Source organism: Exiguobacterium sp. SH5S13, assembly GCF_004337085.1.
Taxonomy (GTDB): Bacteria; Bacillota; Bacilli; order Exiguobacteriales; family Exiguobacteriaceae; genus Exiguobacterium; species Exiguobacterium aurantiacum_A.
In genome coordinates this window covers 19,068-36,417 of the sequence record NZ_SJUS01000032.1, presented here as the reverse complement: position 1 = coordinate 36,417, position 17,350 = coordinate 19,068, and the positions used below count along the sequence as shown (strand labels likewise).

Genomic DNA, 17,350 nt, shown 5'->3' with positions numbered 1-17,350 from the left:
TATACTTTTTGTACATAGGGGCACCTCCAAAGTTATGGTTTGGTCACTTTAACTTTATCAGAGGTCGCCCCTATCTGTTTAGTCCGAAATGCGTGAACGAACCCATAAAAATGAGAAGAGGCCACCGTTAGCGAACAAGTCGCTCCCGGTGGCCTCTTTCTTATAAATCTACTGAGTTATGTCCCAGCCTCGAGGTTTTATTGAATTAGAGGTACGTTCCAGCACCGACGTAACGTGGTGCCCAGTAACCTGATGTGAAGCTCGCGTATTTAACGCCGCCTGTTTCTGAGTTGATCATTTGTGTCTTGCTGATTGCCATACCGACGTGTTGGATCGTGCCGCCGTTATGTGAGAAGAACACGAGGTCGCCTGCTTGAATCGCTGACTTCGACAATTTTTTCGAGCTTGAGTACTGTGAGCGTGAATCACGTGGGATCGACTTGTTGATCGCTTTCTTGTAAACATGTCCTGTGTAACCAGAGCAGTCAAATCCAGCTGTTGTCGTTCCGCCGTAACGGTACGGTGTGCCAAGGTATTTCTTCGACTCGGCGACAAGTTTCGTACGAGCGCTTGAAGAAGAAGTCGTTGTCACTTTAGTAGCCGTTTTCGTGTTCGGCTTCAAGTACGTGTACGTCGATGATGCTGAGATGTAACGGTGAGTCCCTTTGTAGTTGATCTTGTAGAACGAGCCAACTTTACCGAGGTATGTATAGCGTTGACCTTTATTCATCTTCGTAACGACTGACGAGCTGAGTGATGCTGATGTCCGAATGTTCAAGCCGTTGACTTTCGAGTAAGCGAATGTTCCAGTAGCTGCTTCTGCTTGTTCACCTGTTGTGAATGCAAGACCCGAGAAAGCGATAGTGGCGGCGACGATGATAGATGCGAAACGCTTCAACATAATATAATTCCCTCCGTTTTTTAAAATAAAACCCTGTGAGTGTATATGATCGATGTGTGTTTACGATAGTTGAGCACAAGGTGAGTTTGCTACCCGGTTTCCTGTGCAAATAAACTATATCATGCGTAAGACCGATGGCGTTTTTCAATCACAAGTCAAAAATAGTTTTCTTGTAACATATTTGAAACAATATGTAGGTATAGAGACCTTTTTGTTACATAAGGAAAGAAGAAGTTGTTATTATTTGAATATCAGGGGAATAGACTGTCATATAGCCATTTATATAAAGTGACGGCATGATCGAATTGTGATTAGATGAATAAGAACTTTACAATTACTTTTCAAATATAGAATCACAAGAAAGACAGGTGACGTTAATGACACAAAGTACAGAACCAGCTAAAAACTATACGCTTCGTGAACTAGAGACGAAGACGTTAAAAGAATTGTATGAAATCGCAAAAGAAGTGAATGTGCCTCAATATCGGGAAGCACGGAAACGTGAACTCATGTTCCGAATTTTAAAATCGCAAGCCGAATCGAAGGACCTCTACTTCCTCGAAGGCGTCCTTGAGATCATCCCTCCGAACCCGCAGTCACAAAATGAAGGTGGCTTCGGTTTCCTCCGACCGATCAACTACTCCCAATCGTCCGAAGACATCTATATCGCCGCTTCACAGATTCGCCGCTTTAGTTTGCGGAACGGGGATCTCGTCACCGGGAAAGTCCGGAAACCGAAAGAAAATGAACGTTTCCAAGGGCTCTTGAGCGTCGAGGCGGTCAACGGGGAAACGACTGATTCGACCCGGAACCGCGACTATTTCCCTGCGCTCACGCCGATCTATCCGGAAAAGCAAATGGTGCTCGAGACGGAGCCGAACCATCTATCGGTCCGTGTCATGGATATGATCGCACCGGTCGGCTTCGGACAACGTGGTTTGATTGTCGCCCCACCGAAAGCCGGGAAGACGTCTCTATTGAAAGAAGTCGCCAATTCAATCACGACGAACCACCCGAACGTCGAACTGATCATCTTATTGATCGACGAACGTCCGGAAGAAGTCACGGACATCCAACGTTCGGTGCCGGGGGCAGACGTCGCCTATTCGACGTTTGACGAGACACCGGAGAATCACACCCGCATCTCGGAGCTCGTGCTAGAGCGGGCGATGCGCCTCGTCGAACATAAGAAAGACGTCGTCATCTTGCTCGACTCGATCACTCGGTTGACGCGCGCCTATAACCTGTCCGTCCCGCCGAGCGGGCGTACGCTCTCGGGCGGAATCGACCCGGCAGCGTTCCACAAACCGAAGAAATTCTTCGGGGCGGCCCGTAACATCGAGGACGGCGGCAGTTTGACGATTCTCGGGACGGCGCTCATCGATACCGGTTCGCGGATGGATGACGTCATCTATGAAGAGTTCAAAGGGACCGGCAACATGGAGCTCCACCTCGACCGGAAGCTCGCGGAACGCCGCATCTTCCCGGCCATCGATATCCGTCGTTCGGGTACGCGGAAAGAAGAACTCCTCCTCGGCCAGGACGAGCTCGACTCGCTTTGGACGATTCGTCGTACGATGAACGAGTCGCCGGACTTCGTCGATCAGTTCTTGCGTCGTGTGCGTGAGACGCAAACAAATCTCGACTTTTTTGCGGCGCTCGAGGCCGATAAGAAAAAGAGTCGCCGCCCGGTGAAAAAAACGAAAACGGACTTGTAAATCCGTGAGCCGGGTGCTATTATATTCTAGTGAACTTTCTCTAGGTTGAAAGAATACTTAGGGCAGAAGGAGTTGAAAAGCAATGAAACAAGGAATCCACCCAGAATACCGTAAAGTCGTATTCATGGACTCAACGACTGAGTTTAAATTCATCAGTGGTTCGACTCGTTACTCTAACGAAACAATCACGATGGAAGATGGTAACGAATACCCACTCATCCGTGTCGATGTATCTTCTGATTCGCACCCGTTCTACACAGGTCGCCAGAAATTCGCATCTGCGGACGGTCGTATCGAGCGCTTCAACAAGAAGTACCAACGTTAATCGTCAAGTTGTATGCACACCGCCTAGGGATTGCCCTTGGCGGTTTTTTGTTGTCCAAGCGAGGGTAAAGAGACGGAAGACTGACGTGAGGGGGCTTCCATGGAGTATATATTGATTAGCATTAGCCTGTTGGTTGGCGTGGGGATCGTCTCGCAATGGTTGGCGTGGCGCTACCAAATTCCGGCGATTATCGTCATGACGGTCGCCGGCGTGCTGGCCGGTCCAATCTTTGGTTTGTTTGAACCGCGAGAGTTGCTCGGTGATTTGTACAGCCCGATCATTTCGTTTGCGGTCGCGATCATATTATTTGAAGGAAGTTTAGGGCTTCATTTCAGCGAGATCAACCAATTCCGTCGTTCGATCGTCCGCATCGTGACAGCGGGTGTGACGTTGTCGTTCGTCGGGGCTTCGCTGTTGATTCAATACGTAGGAGGTCTCCATTGGGTCGTCGCTTGGACGATGGGAGCGCTATTCGTCGTCACCGGTCCGACGGTCGTCATCCCGTTGCTCAGGCAAGCCCATCTGAAAGATCGGGTCGGTGCCATCTTAAAGTGGGAAGGGATCATTGTCGATCCGGTCGGCGCGTTGCTCGGCTTGTTCGTGATTCGAATCGGCTACATCGTCTATGAAGGCATGGACTTGTGGATGCAACTGCTCTTTGCGGGAGCATGTCTCGTCGGTATCGGTCTCGGTTACGTGTTCGGTCACGTTTTGATGGGCTGGTTCGTAGGTGAGAAGATTCCACGTTACTTACGCGCCTCGGTGACGCTTTCGGCCGTCTTGATCTTATTCTCTTTGAGCGAGTTCATGATGCATGAAGTCGGTCTCCTTGCCGTGACGGCGATGGGCATGACGATGGCGAACACGAAACTTCGCGATGAACAGATCATCGAGGAACTGCAGTCGTTCAAGGAAGACATCTCGATCTTGCTGATCTCATCCGTGTTCATCTTGCTGACGGCGTCGCTGTCGCGTGAAGAACTATTGAATATCTTCCAGTGGCCATTGCTGTTGACGATTGCCGGCATCTTGTTTCTTGTTCGTCCGTTGGCGATTTACGTATCGACGGCCGGTGCGGGACTTCCGCTCAGAGAACGCGGATTTATCGGTTGGATTGCCCCGCGCGGCATCGTCGCGATGACGGTCGCAGGTTTTTTCGCGGAGGAAGTGGCCGGTCTCGGGATTGAGGATGCGTCACAGATGCTACCGCTCACGATCGGACTCGTCTTTACCTCGGTGACGTTGCACGGGCTGACGATTCGACCGCTCGCGCGCAAATTGAACTTGATTGATTATAAAAAAGAAGAGGAAGCGGAAGAATGAAGAGAAATCGGGACGGGATGATGTCGCTCCGATTTTTGTTAGAAGTCAACCCTTTTCCTATGACTGAAAGATGGTTATAATCGGAAAGCGATTAACGATGGAGAGGGCGAAGTAGAATGATGCATGTGACGAACCGTTACGGTTGGATTGAAGTGATTTGTGGCAGTATGTTTTCTGGGAAGTCGGAGGAATTGATCCGTCGTGTCCGTCGGGCGCACTATGGGAAGATCCCGGTTCAAGTGTTCAAACCGGCCATCGATGACCGCTACCACGAAGAGAACGTCGTCTCCCATAGCGGCAACTCGGTCGTGGCCGTCCCGACTCGAACGAGTCAAGATGTGTACGATGCGGTGCGCGAAGAGACGCAAGTCATCGCCATCGACGAGGTGCAGTTCTTTGATGAGGGGATCGTCGACGTCATCGAGCAGTTGGCGTCAGAAGACAAACGTGTCATCTGCGCCGGACTCGATATGGACTTCCGTGGCGAACCGTTCACGATGATGCCGGAGCTCTTGTCGCGTGCCGAGTTCGTCACGAAGCTGCAGGCGATCTGCCTGTCATGCGGCGCCCCGGCGTCTCGGACGCAGCGCTTGATCAACGGAGAACCGGCTCGCTTTGAGGACCCGGTCATCTTAGTCGGTGCCGCTGAGTCGTACGAACCGCGTTGCCGCCATTGCCATGACGTCCCGAACAAACCGCGCCCGATCCGTCATACAGTAGCGGATTGAGGATTTTGTCGGTTCGCTCTAAGTATTCAATTTGTCGACGAACCGAGCTAGCTCGGTTCGTTTTTTGGTATAATGAAGAGAACGATTTGGTGAACAGAAAGGACGGATCATGATGTTTGACCGTTTAAGCGTTTTAGAAGAACGATACATGCAACTGAATGAGATGCTCGCTGACCCGGAAGTGCTCAGCGACTCGAATAAACTGCGTCAATATTCAAAAGAACAGTCTCAACTCGAGGAGACGGTACAAGCGTATCGACGCTATAAAGAGACGAGTACGGCCTACAAAGAAGCGAAATCGATGTTAGAAGACCGAACGCTCGAGTCCGATATGCGCGAACTCGCTAAAGAAGAGATGGCGCTGCTCGAACCAGTTGTGAAAGCGCTCGAAGCGAAGCTGCGCGTCCTGCTCATCCCGAAAGACCCGAACGACGACAAGAACGTCATCGTCGAGATTCGCGGGGCAGCCGGTGGCGACGAGGCGGCACTGTTTGCGGTCGACTTGTATAAGATGTACACCCGATTCGCGGAGCGTCAAAACTGGAAAGCCGAGCTGATCGACGCCAACTATACGGAACTCGGCGGCTTTAAAGAAGTGACGTTTTTGATCAACGGTGCCGGTGCCTACTCGAAACTGAAATTCGAGAATGGGGCACACCGTGTGCAACGCGTCCCGTCGACGGAGTCGGGCGGACGGATCCACACGTCGACAGCCACCGTCGCGGTCTTGCCGGAAGCGGAAGATGTCGAAGTGCATATCGATATGAAAGACGTCCGCGTCGACACGTTCACGTCGTCAGGGCCGGGTGGTCAATCGGTCAACACGACCCAGTCAGCCGTGCGGTTGACACACATCCCGTCAGGACTCGTCGTGTCATGCCAAGACGAGAAATCACAGCATAAAAATAAAGATCGGGCGATGAAAGTCTTGCGGGCCCGCCTGTACGACAAGATGCAGCGCGAACACCTCGAAGAACTGTCGGCGCAGCGGAAGTCGGCCGTCGGGACGGGCGACCGTTCGGAGCGGATCCGGACGTATAACTTCCCGCAAAGCCGCGTGACCGACCACCGTATCGGCCTCACGCTTCAAAAACTCGACCGGGTGCTCGCCGGGGAGCTTGAAGACATCATTGATGCGCTCGTCATGGAAGATCAGGCCGGCTTGATGGAGGGTATGGAGTGATGCGGATTGCCGCAAGGTTGAAACAAGCGGAACGCATGCTCGTTGACGCGGGGCGTGACCCATCGACCGCCGAATGGTGGCTCATGCATGTGCTCGGCGTCGACCGGACGGGTCTGATCGTTCGGTTATCCGAAGAACTCTCGGACGACGAAACAACTGCGTTCGAGTCCGGGCTCGAGCGACTGCTTGCCGGTGAGCCGGTCCAACATTTGATTGGTTACGCTCCATTTTATGGCCGGACGTTTGAAGTGAACCGGGACGTACTTATCCCACGGCCGGAGACCGAAGAATTGATTGAATGGGTCGTCGAGCACGTTGGACCGATTGAAGACGATACGATCGTCGACGTCGGCACGGGCAGTGGTGCGATCGCCATCACGCTCAGTCTCGAGCTTGGTGTCCGCGTCCAAACGGTCGATATTTCCCGGGAAGCAATCGCGGTGGCAAAACGTAACGCGGAAGTGCTTCGGGCCGGTGTGACGTTTCATGAAGGGGATTGCCTCGGCCCGGTCGCCGACAATTCGATTCGGGTGCTCGTCTCAAATCCGCCTTACATCGAAGCTGATGAACTGCTCGATGAAACGGTCGCAGGGTACGAACCGCACCTCGCATTATTCGGGGGGGCGGACGGTCTCGAGTTCTACCGGAAAATCATCGCGGACTCAACACGCGTGCTACGTGCCGATTGGCAATTGATTGCGTTTGAAATCGGGTATAATCAAGGACAAGTTGTGAAATCGTACCTGTCCGAACGTTATCCTGAAGCAGAAACGGGTATTTTAAAAGATATAAACGGTAAAGACCGAATTGTCTACGCCGTGAGGGAAGGGATTGCGCATGGAAACGAAATGGATCAAGCCAACAGAAGTTGAGGAAGGGGTTCGTCTCTTGAAGATGGGCGAGGTGATCGCGATTCCGACAGAGACGGTGTACGGCCTCGCCGGGGATGCGACGAACGATATCGCCATCCGCAAGATTTTCGAGGCGAAAGGAAGACCATCGGACAACCCGCTCATCGTCCACGTGGCTACGGTCGAACAGGCCGAACATTTCGCGCAAACCATCCCGCCGGTAGCCAAACGCTTGATGGAAGCGTTTTGGCCCGGTGCCTTGACGATCATCTTACCGTCGAACGGTCGAGCGTCGTCACTCGTGACGGCCGGACTCGACTCGATCGGCCTCCGTATGCCGGACCATCCGGCCGCACTCGAACTCATCCGCACGTCCGGTCTCGGTCTCGCGGCGCCGAGTGCGAACCGTTCAGGACGACCGTCACCGACATCGGCCGAGCACGTGGCCGATGATTTGACCGGTCGGATCGCGGGTATTATGGATGGGGGACCGACAGGCATCGGCGTCGAGTCGACTGTGATCGACTGCACGACGGAACCGGTGACGATTTTGCGTCCCGGTGGCGTGACGAAAGAAGCGATCGAGGCCGTCATCGGGCCAGTCGCGCTCGATGCGAATTTAAGTGATGAAGCGGCCGCGCCCCGATCACCAGGAATGAAGTACACCCACTATGCCCCGAGCGCACCTTTGTATTTAGTTGATGGCGGCCGCGATGACCTCGTCCGTACCATCACGATGCGGCAGGCGGCGGGCAAACGGATCGGCGCGCTCGTATTTGATGAAGCGACGACCCCGGCTGACGTCACGCTTTCTCTCGGTGACACGATGGAGATGGCGGCCCAGCGACTTTACGAGGCGTTGCGCAAATTCGATGAGACAGATGTAGAAGAGATTTACGTGAATCGGATTGAACCGACGGGAGTCGCCCTTGCCGTATATAATCGCTTGTATAAAGCGGCAGGCGGGAAAATTATCCGTCTAGAGGAAGAGGCTTAAGGACATGAGGAGGATCACGCGATGTCAATGAAACGCGTATTATTCATATGTAGTGGGAACACATGCCGAAGCCCGATGGCGATGGCCCTGCTCCGCTCGAAAGTGACGGGCGACGAATTTGATATTCGTTCGGCTGGAGTTCGGACAATGCAAGGGTTTGATGCCTCAGAAAACGCTCTTCAAGTATTACGTGAACGAGGGATTGAACTCGAACACGTGACGCAAACGTTCGATGACGTACTCGGACGTTGGGCAGACGTCATTTTGACGATGACGCGGGCACACCGCGAACAGATTCGGGATACGTATCCGGATTTGGCCGATCGTACGTTCACATTATATGAGTTCGTGACCGGACTCGAACGTGACATTAACGACCCGTTCGGAGGCTCGATGAACGTCTATCGCCAAGTCCGAAACGAACTCGAACCACTCGTCAATCGACTTGTGCTAAAATTGACGAATGACGGGTCAAAGGTGACGAAACCACCGAGACGCCTACCAAAGAAGACGGGGGAATGAACACATGAAAATTGCAATCGGCGCCGACCACGGCGGATTCAACTTGAAGAAAGACATTATCGGCTTATTAGAAGAGCTTGGACACGAGTATAAAGATTTCGGGACACACTCGGCCGAGTCGATCGATTATCCAGACGTAGCCATCCCGGTCGCTGAGGCTGTCGCTGCCGGCGAGTTCGACCGCGGCATCTTGATTTGCGGCACAGGCATCGGCATCGGCATCGCGGCGAACAAAGTTAAAGGGATCCGCGCAGCACTCGTTCACGACTCGTTCAGCGCCAAGGCGACACGTCAACATAACGACTCGAACATCATGACGATGGGCGAGCGTGTCGTCGGACCCGGGCTCGCGATTGACTTGGTGGCAACGTGGCTCGATACAGACTTCGAGGGCGGACGCCACTCGAACCGTGTCGACAAAATGAGCGCTTACGAAACGAAGTGACCGCGATGAAAGCTGAACTTTCGAACCTGCTGTTGGAGCTGCACGAACGCTTTCCGCTTGATGAGGACAAAATCCTCGTCATCGGCTGTTCGACGAGCGAAGTCATCGGCAAGACGATTGGGAAAGCCGGATCGATCGATGTGGCGTCGGAATTCATCGAAGCGTTCCTCGCGTTTCGCGACAAGACGGGCGTCCATCTGGCGTTTCAAGGGTGCGAGCACATTAACCGTGCCCTCACCGTCGAGCGTCGGACGCAGAAGCAGTTCGGTCTGACCGAAGTGACTGTCGTCCCGGTCCGCTCAGCGGGTGGGGCGATGGCGGAGAAAGCGTATGAGCGCCTCAACGCGCCGTGCGTAGTCGAAGCGATTCAAGCGGACGCTGGGATCGACATCGGCTCGACGCTGATCGGCATGCATTTAAAGCCGGTCGCGATCCCGGTCCGGTTATCGGCGAAACAGCTCGGCGAGGCGTACGTCACGTTCGCCGTCACGAGACCGAAATTGATCGGTGGCCCTCGGGCCCATTATCCAGCGAAATAACAGAGACAGCCGGTCATAGCGACCGGCTGTCTTTTGCGTTATACCTCTTCACTGAACAGATACGAGACGACCATCGGGAAACGCTCGCGCCAGGCGAGCTCGTTGTGTACGCCCTCTTCGATTGCCTCGAAGCGTAAGTGATCGACTTTGTCGCGGAGCAAGGCGTAGACGCGCTCGCTCGACTCGAGATACATCTCGTTCGTCGGCCCGTCCCCTGACGGCTGCTCGACTTCTTTACGGCCGACGTCCATATATAGGCGTTCGATACCTGTCAAATCACTCGACTCGATCAACTGCTCGAGTTCGGTCTGGTTGAACCAGAACGCTGACGACAGGGAAGCGACGCGTTGGAAGACATCCGGATAGACGCAAGCGGCATAAATTGAAATGAGGCCGCCCATCGAACTGCCGATCATCCCGGTCTCGTCCGGTTTCGTCCGATATTCGGCGTCAATCATCGGCTTCAGCTCTTGGGCGACATATTCGATGTAGGCCGATCCTTGGCCGCCTAACGTCATGTCTCGGCCGTACAACGTTTCTCCGACGAACGGATTTTCCCAAGGGCCGTATTCGTCGAGTCGCATCTCACCCGGTGCGCTATCGATGGCGACGACGATCAAGTCGCGCTTTGAAGCGTCCAAATACTCCCCGACGCGCCAGCTCATATTGTAGCTCGCGTCCGCGTCGTCGAACGCGTTCTGTCCGTCGTGCATATAGAGCACCGAATAGCGTTTGTCCGTCAGCTCGTAGTCGTTCGGCGTATAAATCCGCACCGTCCGCTCGCGCTCGAACGGGGTGATCGTCACTTGTCTCGTCTCAATCATCATAATCCTCCTCTACTGTTCTTCTTCAATATCATACCCAACTTTACGCCCGATTATGACGATACCCAAAAAAACGAGCATATGGTACGATGGGGTTGTTGATTTTTAGACATTCAGAGGGGGTTTCAACATGGTAAACACGACGAAGTTGAAAGTGCAGGACGCGGAATTGTTTGAAGCGATGCAACACGAGCTCGCCCGTCAACGGGAGAACATTGAACTGATCGCCTCGGAGAACTTTGTCTCAGAAGCGGTCATGGAAGCGCAAGGCGGGGTTCTCACGAACAAATACGCCGAAGGTTACCCAGGTCGCCGTTACTACGGTGGTTGTGAGTTCGTCGACGTGGCCGAAAACTTGGCACGCGACCGGGCGAAGGAACTGTTCGGTGCAGAACACGCCAACGTCCAGCCGCATTCGGGTGCGCAAGCGAACATGGCCGTCTACTTCACGGTGCTTGAAGCGGGCGACACGGTGCTCGGCATGAACTTGTCGCACGGTGGCCATTTGACGCACGGAAGTCCGGTCAACTTCTCGGGCGTCCAGTACAACTTCGTCGAGTACGGTGTGGACAAAGACACAGAACACATCGACTATGACGTCGTCGCCGCCCTCGCGAAAGAACATAAACCAAAACTGATCGTCGCCGGAGCGTCAGCATACCCGCGGACGATCGATTTCGCCAAGTTCCGTGAAATCGCCGACAGCGTCGACGCCTATCTCATGGTCGATATGGCCCACATCGCCGGACTCGTCGCGGCCGGACTCCATCCGAACCCGGTCGAGCACGCGCACTTCGTGACGACGACGACGCACAAGACGCTTCGCGGCCCGCGCGGCGGGATGATCCTTTGTAAAGAAGAGTTCGCCAAAGCGATCGACAAGTCGATCTTCCCTGGTATTCAAGGCGGCCCGCTCATGCACGTCATCGCCGCGAAAGCGGTGGCGTTCGGAGAGGCGCTCCAACCTGAGTTTAAAGACTATCAGGCGCAAGTCATCAAAAACGCGCAAGTGCTCGCGCAAGGTTTAGAAGAAGAAGGGCTCCGCATCGTATCGGGCGGTACGGACAACCATCTCCTCCTCGTCGACCTTCGTGGCATCGACATTACCGGTAAAGCGGCCGAGCATGCGCTCGATGCGGCCGGTATCACGGTCAACAAGAACACGATCCCGTTCGACCCGGCGTCACCGTTCGTCACGAGCGGGATCCGTCTCGGGACGGCAGCGATGACGACACGCGGTTTGAAAGAAGACGATATGCGTGAAGTCGCCCGTCTGATTGGTCGTGTCCTGACAAACCATGAAGATGAAGCAGTACTCGCCGAGGCGCATGAAGACGTGCGTGCCTTGACGGCGAAATTCTCGCTCTATCCTGAACGAGGCTGACGAATGGACGCACGGACACTAGCAGAACGGGAACTTGCAGAACTGCCGCTCGTCGATATGACGGAATGGCTCATCCGAAAAGGGGAGCATGACCCGACGTTCCGTCTCGTCGCGAACGAGTTTGGCGTCGTGATGACCCTCCTTGACCATGGGTATTACGTCGAGGCGAGTGAACGAATTGTGCCGCTTCTCGGGATGAAAGTGCCGGCGGCTTTCCATCGGCTCGGACTCGCCCTCGAAATGAAAGCAAACGGAAAGAAGGCGGCCAAGCGCCGCTTTCGTTCGTTGTCGCCAGCCGTCATGCAGCATGCGGACCTCTCGCCATGGCGTACCGCCTTTAAATGGGATAAGAAGTGGCTCGGACTACCGGCTGTCGTCGCGTTGGCGCTTGTCGCCCTCGCGTTTTGGCCTGAAGCGACTCCACCCGCCGTACCGGTGGCTGAAGACGCGCCACGGGTCGAGACGGTGACCGAGGACGAGGCGCTCGCCAAACGGCTAGAAGAGCTCGAGCAAGAAGTCGCCCGTCTCGAGGAAGCGAACGAGGCGTTGCAGACGGAAGAAACGCCGGTCGAAGAGGAAGCGTCGGCGACACCGACACAGCAAGTCATTCCGCTTGCGGATGTCGAGACGCTCGTCCAAGACAAACGCTATAAAGAGGCGGACGCCCTCCTCGAAGGCACGCCGAAAGCCGGGCAAGAACAGGCCGTCGGTTTCTATCGCCTCCTCGTCGACAACAAGCTCGGGGAAGCGGAAGTTTCGGATTATGCGGCGTACGTCGAAACGTACCCGGAATCGGGCTACAAGACAGACGTCCTGTGGATGAAGGGCATCGCTGAGAAGAAGGCCGGGGACGAAGCGTACCGGACGACGCTCGCCGAAGTCGCCGCGATGGAAGGCACATATTGGGCACCGATTGCGAAATCGGTACTGGAAGATGAATGAGGTTGCGGCCATGCCGCAACCTTTTTCTCATCAAATTCTAATCTGGTTCACCAACGTTTCTCAACCCGCTCCCGTACAGTAAAGAAAAAGAAGTAGGGGGAGAGGCACATGCAACATAGTACAACAGGTAAATTCGCCCGATTCATGAAAGGCGCTATCATCGGGGCTCTCGCACTCACGTTGATGGCAGCGGGAGTGGCAGGATTTTTGATTTTCACGCTGACCGGGAACGCCTGGCTCGATCAAATCGTTCAATTCGGTACTGACGTGTCGTTCCAAGCGGAGGGAATCGAATCCTCGTTTGAACGCTTCAGCGACTCGATCGAGCTGCGCGTCGAACAGGCGATTCCAGAAGCGGTTCGTCCGTTTTTCGACTGATGAATCCGGGAACAGAATAAGGATGCGTCGGGCGGACTGCTCGGCGCTTTTTTTCAAGAAAGGATGAACTATATGCCGACAATCCTCGTCGTAGAAGACGATGCCAAAATTGCCAGACTGCTTGAACTTGAACTGGTGCACGCCGGTTATCAAGTCGAGGTCACCCACGACGGACGCAGCGGGCTTGAACGAGCGCTCGCCGGGGGCGTCGACTTGATGCTTTTAGACGTGATGCTTCCACAAATGAGCGGGCTCGAGGTCGTCCGTCGGGTGAAGGAAGAACAACCGTTGCTCCCGGTCTTGATGGTGACGGCGCGGGGCGACCGGTACGATAAAGTGAGCGGGCTCGACCTTGGGGCGGATGATTACATCACAAAGCCGTTCGAGATGGAGGAGCTGCTTGCCCGGATCCGTGCGTTTTTGCGGATGCGCCAGCACGTCCATGTCGATGCGACTGAACGTGTTTTGTCCTATGAGGGACTCACGGTCGACGTTAACCGGCATGAGGTGACGTGCGAGGGACAGAAAGTCGAGTTGACTCGTCGTGAATTCGATTTGATCGTCTATTTGCTCGAGCATCCGGAACGCGTGCTCACGCGCGACCAACTCGTCGAGCACGTCTGGGGTTTCGACTATTATGGGGACACGAACGTCGTCGACGTCTACGTGCGTTACTTACGGAAGAAACTCGGAGGTTCTTGGATTCAGACGGTACGAGGCGTCGGCTACATGCTGAAGCGTGGTGAGTGAGTATGAAATTACGGACGAAGATCGCCCTCGCGATGGCCGGGTTCATGCTGTTTTTGCTCATCACGTCGTTCGGGGTCGCCTGGGTCGTCTCGCGTCAGCAAATTGTCGACGCCCGCTATGACGTGCTCCGTCAAGCGCTCAGTCTGCTCGAGGAGGATGAGCGGAACCGTCAGGCCGTGCTGTCACTGCATGAGGACAGTATCGTCCTCGAGCGGCAGAGCAATGGCGATTGGGGCATCATCGGCGGACGAGCGGCAGACGGTTTGAGTTTTCCCATCAATTTTGGAGAGCCGGCACTGATCGATGACTGGTTCGTCATCGCCACGTCGAACGGTCTCGGTTTTGCCTTTCAAGACGCGGCGGTAAGTGAGACGTTACAGACGCTCGCGACGATCTTCCTCATCATTTTCCTGATCGCGGTGGCGATGACGTTCGTCGGCAGTTTATGGATCGTGCGCCAAGGACTCGATCCGCTCCGGCGGCTCGAGATGACGATGGGCCGGATCACGGAGTCGGGGACGCTCGAGACGATTGACGTCGGTCCGAATCAAGATGAGGTGTCGACGCTCGCGACCGGATTCAATCAGATGATTGCCCGTGTCGAAGGGTCGATGGAGCAACAACGCCGTTTCGTCGCGGATGTTTCACATGAACTCAAAACCCCGCTCACCGTCATCGAAGGGTACGCCAAGTTGCTCAGACGTTGGGGTCAACATGACCCCGTCGTACGCGACGAGGCGATCGACCATATTTTGACCGAGTCGAGACAGATGCGGGAGGACTTGATTGAACCGATGCTCGAACTGAGCCGCTTCGCTGCTTTAGAGGACATCGAAGTCGAACAGATCGATTTGAGCGACCTCGCGCTCCAACTCGAGGAACGATTCGAACGGTCGCACGGAAACCACGTCCCGATCGAAGCGGCAGGGAGTTGGACGGGACATCGCGACTCGTTGCAACGATTGATTGTCATCTTCATCGATAACAGCTTGAAGTACGCGACCGACACGAGCGTGACGATGACACCAAATCGGATTGAGGTGCGCGACCATGGGACGACTCTGACCGAGGAGGCGCGTGCGCGGTTGTTCGACCGGTTCTATCGGCTTGATGAAGCGCGCGACCGGAGCGGCAGCGGTCTCGGGCTGGCCATCGCCAAAGAAGTCGCCGATTTGAACGGCTGGAAGGTTGGAAGTTACGCGAACGCGCCGGACGGGAGCGTATTTTTCGTCACGAAATGAGGAAAGTTTCTCAGGCACTCATCATTTTCTAATGAAATCCTCGTGGTGCTCTAACGTCAACGTTCTATGATGAAGGTGTAGAGACGGAACAGCACATGGAACGAGGAGGAAACATTATGAAATTACTTGGGTGGATTTTAGGGGTCGGCCTGGCCGTACTCGCTGTCGCGGGGATCGGGTTGTATGTCGCGAACGACAAGACGGATACGGTCATCATCCCACGCGCCATTGATAGTGCCAATAGTGGAACCGACGACGCGAAAGACGACGCTGCGAAGGAAGCTGCCGCTACTTCCGAATCGAACTCATCTTCAAGTGACGTGCCCGTCCGTTCGGTCGACGATGACGACTATGAACTATACGGGACGCTCGTCAGCTTGTCAGATCAGGACGTGACGATCAGCTTCAGCGGAAAAGAATCGACGTACCCACTTGCGGCACGCCACGAGATCGATGACGACACCCCGAAAGCCGGTGACCGTGTCAAACTCGAGTTCAATCAAAACAATGAAGTGAAAGAAGTCGACCGGGAGAGCGACGACTTCGATATTTACGGTAGTTTCGTCAGCCTCTCAGCTCGAGACGTCGTCATTGAGCGTGACGGGAAGCAAGTGACGTACCCACTCGCCGCGCGCTATGAAGTCGATGATGAGATGCCAACAGCCGGTGATCGCGTCAAACTTGAATTGAACATGCAAGAGCAAGTCAAAGAGATCGAACGTGATGATGACCGTGACAGCGCAGACGATAGCGTTGATAGTGACGACGGTCGTGATGACGACAATTGATGAACGAACGGGTGCCCGCTGGAGGCACCCGTTTTTGATTCGTAATATTTCTGCAAACATAATCGATTCGTATCTTATGATATGATGGAGAGGGAATTTATGTCGATATAACATAATACAGATAACGACGATGTAGGGAGAGGGGAGACGAGTGATGAGACTGAGTTGGACTGCCCTGCTCGCCCTCTGTTACCTCAGCGGCTGCGGGTCAAAAGAAGAAATGAACGCCCTCGCGTTACGCCCGCTCGAAGCATACGCGACGAATCAAGATGAGCAGGTTCGCGTTTTACCGGAAACAGAGAAGCGACTGCTGGCGTATTGTCGACAACAAACGACGGAACGGCTCCCGTCACGCCGGGGCGAGGTGGCTGAAGTGACGTTCCGTCATCCGCTTTATGCAGAGCTCGGTAGCCAGACGATTAAGTATTGGGTGAGCGGCGACGACCGTTATTTGTCTTGTGCGAACAGCCACGAACAAATCGAGCGGACGTTCCAAATCGAACCCGTCCACGAATTCGAATCGCTCGTCTCGAGTGAACTAGTCGAGGTCGACATCGGAGAGACGGTCACGTTTTATCCGGAGCCTGATGTCGCAAAAATTGTCAACTTGTTCCGGATCAATCAAGCGCATGAAACAATCGTCCCGGGATCGACATTCCGCTATCAGACGCCGGACAGCGGTTCGTTGTACGTGACGTATGAGGTGATGCGGAACGGACGGACGCTCGACCGGACGATCGAACCGGGGCTGTTCGTATTCGAGAGCGGGAAGAATGACGGATACGCTTTCCTTACGAAGTTAGCGGATGGTAGGGTCGCGCTACAGATGGGTACGGAATCGTCATGGGCCCGCACCGTTCTTCCGAGCGCCTTCACCGGAAAGTATGTATATACCGATTCGACAACTGATGCGTTCACGCTCGATCATTCAAAACGCCAACTGTTGAAACGAGTCGTGCTTTCTGAACAGCCGATTGAAGACGTAAGCGACGTCACCTCGCTCACATTGTCTAAACAATATGACGCGGTCATCGAAGTGTGGGGCAGTGTCAGACGGCCGATGACCACGAAGCTGATGAGTTCATCCGCTCGTTCGGTGAAGACGAAACTCGCCACGTACGAAACGAATGGGGAGACGTCATATCTCGATGGGCCGAATACGCAAGAGCTGTTCAAACTACTGACGCATGTGACAGGCGGAACCAAGTCAGAAGCAGCCGTCCAACACGGGACACTCTCCTTGTACGAACACTTGCAAGAGCAACATTTCGAGGTTTGGGTCGAGCCTGGGAATCAACGTGTCCACCTCATCGACCTGACGACGAAACAAACGTACGCCATCGACCTGATGCGGCTCGAGGAATTGTTGAATCGATCGATTCGATATAATAGCTGAACTAGATATATTACCCGCTTTATGACAAGATTATGTCATGAAGCGGTTTTTTGTCGTCAAATTGACACTATATTTTGCTGGAAAACTATCCTATAATTTTTTTTGCGAAGGTTCA

At 54.2% G+C, this 17,350-nt stretch carries 19 protein-coding genes; 17 read left to right on the top strand and 2 right to left on the bottom strand.

All coding sequences use genetic code 11. The annotated features are described in order from the left end of the window. Positions 1–205: 205 nt before the first annotated feature. Positions 206–901 carry a C40 family peptidase gene (locus tag EVJ30_RS13855; RefSeq protein WP_131457723.1) on the bottom strand — a complete coding sequence of 232 codons (696 nt, stop codon included), beginning with the start codon at positions 899–901 and terminating at the stop codon, positions 206–208. A gap of 377 nt (positions 902–1,278) precedes the next feature. On the opposite strand from EVJ30_RS13855, the gene rho reads away from it, so the two are divergent. The 10 genes from rho (at position 1,279) to EVJ30_RS13805 (ending at position 9,532) form a co-directional block, all read left to right on the top strand. Continuing rightward, on the top strand, positions 1,279–2,619 hold the full coding sequence (gene rho, locus EVJ30_RS13850) for a transcription termination factor Rho (protein ID WP_131457722.1): 1,341 nt from the start codon (positions 1,279–1,281) through the stop codon (positions 2,617–2,619). A gap of 82 nt (positions 2,620–2,701) precedes the next feature. Continuing rightward, the gene (locus EVJ30_RS13845; protein ID WP_021066109.1) at positions 2,702–2,944 is read left to right on the top strand and encodes a type B 50S ribosomal protein L31; all 243 of its coding nucleotides are present in this window, start codon (positions 2,702–2,704) and stop codon (positions 2,942–2,944) included. Between the two features lie 99 nt (positions 2,945–3,043). Next, positions 3,044–4,267, top strand: a complete 1,224-nt coding sequence (locus EVJ30_RS13840) for a cation:proton antiporter (RefSeq protein ID WP_131457721.1) — start codon at positions 3,044–3,046, stop codon at positions 4,265–4,267. A 116-nt stretch (positions 4,268–4,383) separates the two neighbouring features. After that, positions 4,384–4,995 (top strand): thymidine kinase, encoded by a 612-nt coding sequence (locus EVJ30_RS13835; protein WP_070328199.1) that lies wholly within the window; start codon positions 4,384–4,386, stop codon positions 4,993–4,995. Between the two features lie 112 nt (positions 4,996–5,107). Further along, the gene (gene prfA, locus EVJ30_RS13830) at positions 5,108–6,178 is read left to right on the top strand and encodes a peptide chain release factor 1 (RefSeq protein ID WP_131469483.1); all 1,071 of its coding nucleotides are present in this window, start codon (positions 5,108–5,110) and stop codon (positions 6,176–6,178) included. Beyond that, complete coding sequence (gene prmC / locus EVJ30_RS13825; protein ID WP_131469485.1) at positions 6,178–7,050, top strand: peptide chain release factor N(5)-glutamine methyltransferase; 873 nt, start codon at positions 6,178–6,180, stop codon at positions 7,048–7,050. The genes prfA and prmC overlap by 1 nt, the downstream gene beginning before the upstream one ends. Continuing rightward, positions 7,016–8,026 carry an L-threonylcarbamoyladenylate synthase gene (locus EVJ30_RS13820; protein ID WP_131457720.1) on the top strand — a complete coding sequence of 337 codons (1,011 nt, stop codon included), beginning with the start codon at positions 7,016–7,018 and terminating at the stop codon, positions 8,024–8,026. Before prmC ends, EVJ30_RS13820 begins: the two co-directional genes overlap by 35 nt. Before the next feature lie 21 nt (positions 8,027–8,047). Further along, complete coding sequence (locus EVJ30_RS13815) at positions 8,048–8,548, top strand: low molecular weight protein arginine phosphatase (protein ID WP_131439172.1); 501 nt, start codon at positions 8,048–8,050, stop codon at positions 8,546–8,548. A gap of 4 nt (positions 8,549–8,552) precedes the next feature. After that, a complete protein-coding gene (rpiB, locus tag EVJ30_RS13810) occupies positions 8,553–8,993 on the top strand; it encodes a ribose 5-phosphate isomerase B (RefSeq protein WP_070328195.1) in 441 nt (146 codons plus the stop codon). Positions 8,994–8,998: 5 nt separating this feature from the next. Then, complete coding sequence (locus EVJ30_RS13805; protein ID WP_131457719.1) at positions 8,999–9,532, top strand: TIGR01440 family protein; 534 nt, start codon at positions 8,999–9,001, stop codon at positions 9,530–9,532. A 38-nt stretch (positions 9,533–9,570) separates the two neighbouring features. Here EVJ30_RS13805 and EVJ30_RS13800 read toward each other — a convergent pair whose 3' ends face one another. Further along, the gene (locus EVJ30_RS13800) at positions 9,571–10,356 is read right to left on the bottom strand and encodes an alpha/beta hydrolase (protein ID WP_236636100.1); all 786 of its coding nucleotides are present in this window, start codon (positions 10,354–10,356) and stop codon (positions 9,571–9,573) included. A 130-nt stretch (positions 10,357–10,486) separates the two neighbouring features. Here EVJ30_RS13800 and glyA point away from each other — a divergent pair, with 130 nt between their 5' ends. The 7 genes from glyA to EVJ30_RS13765 all read left to right on the top strand — a co-directional run bounded on the left by glyA (position 10,487) and on the right by EVJ30_RS13765 (position 17,235). Then, on the top strand, positions 10,487–11,740 hold the full coding sequence (gene glyA, locus EVJ30_RS13795) for a serine hydroxymethyltransferase (RefSeq protein WP_070328192.1): 1,254 nt from the start codon (positions 10,487–10,489) through the stop codon (positions 11,738–11,740). A gap of 3 nt (positions 11,741–11,743) precedes the next feature. Beyond that, positions 11,744–12,682 carry a hypothetical protein gene (locus EVJ30_RS13790; RefSeq protein WP_131469480.1) on the top strand — a complete coding sequence of 313 codons (939 nt, stop codon included), beginning with the start codon at positions 11,744–11,746 and terminating at the stop codon, positions 12,680–12,682. A 108-nt stretch (positions 12,683–12,790) separates the two neighbouring features. After that, complete coding sequence (locus tag EVJ30_RS13785) at positions 12,791–13,060, top strand: hypothetical protein (RefSeq protein ID WP_131469478.1); 270 nt, start codon at positions 12,791–12,793, stop codon at positions 13,058–13,060. A gap of 72 nt (positions 13,061–13,132) precedes the next feature. Then, a complete protein-coding gene (locus EVJ30_RS13780; protein WP_131457715.1) occupies positions 13,133–13,810 on the top strand; it encodes a response regulator transcription factor in 678 nt (225 codons plus the stop codon). Between the two features lie 2 nt (positions 13,811–13,812). Then, on the top strand, positions 13,813–15,051 hold the full coding sequence (locus EVJ30_RS13775; protein WP_131457714.1) for a sensor histidine kinase: 1,239 nt from the start codon (positions 13,813–13,815) through the stop codon (positions 15,049–15,051). 116 nt (positions 15,052–15,167) lie between these two features. After that, the gene (locus EVJ30_RS13770; protein ID WP_236636099.1) at positions 15,168–15,839 is read left to right on the top strand and encodes a hypothetical protein; all 672 of its coding nucleotides are present in this window, start codon (positions 15,168–15,170) and stop codon (positions 15,837–15,839) included. Positions 15,840–15,993: 154 nt separating this feature from the next. After that, a complete protein-coding gene (locus EVJ30_RS13765; protein ID WP_131457712.1) occupies positions 15,994–17,235 on the top strand; it encodes a hypothetical protein in 1,242 nt (413 codons plus the stop codon). Positions 17,236–17,350 lie beyond the last annotated feature (115 nt).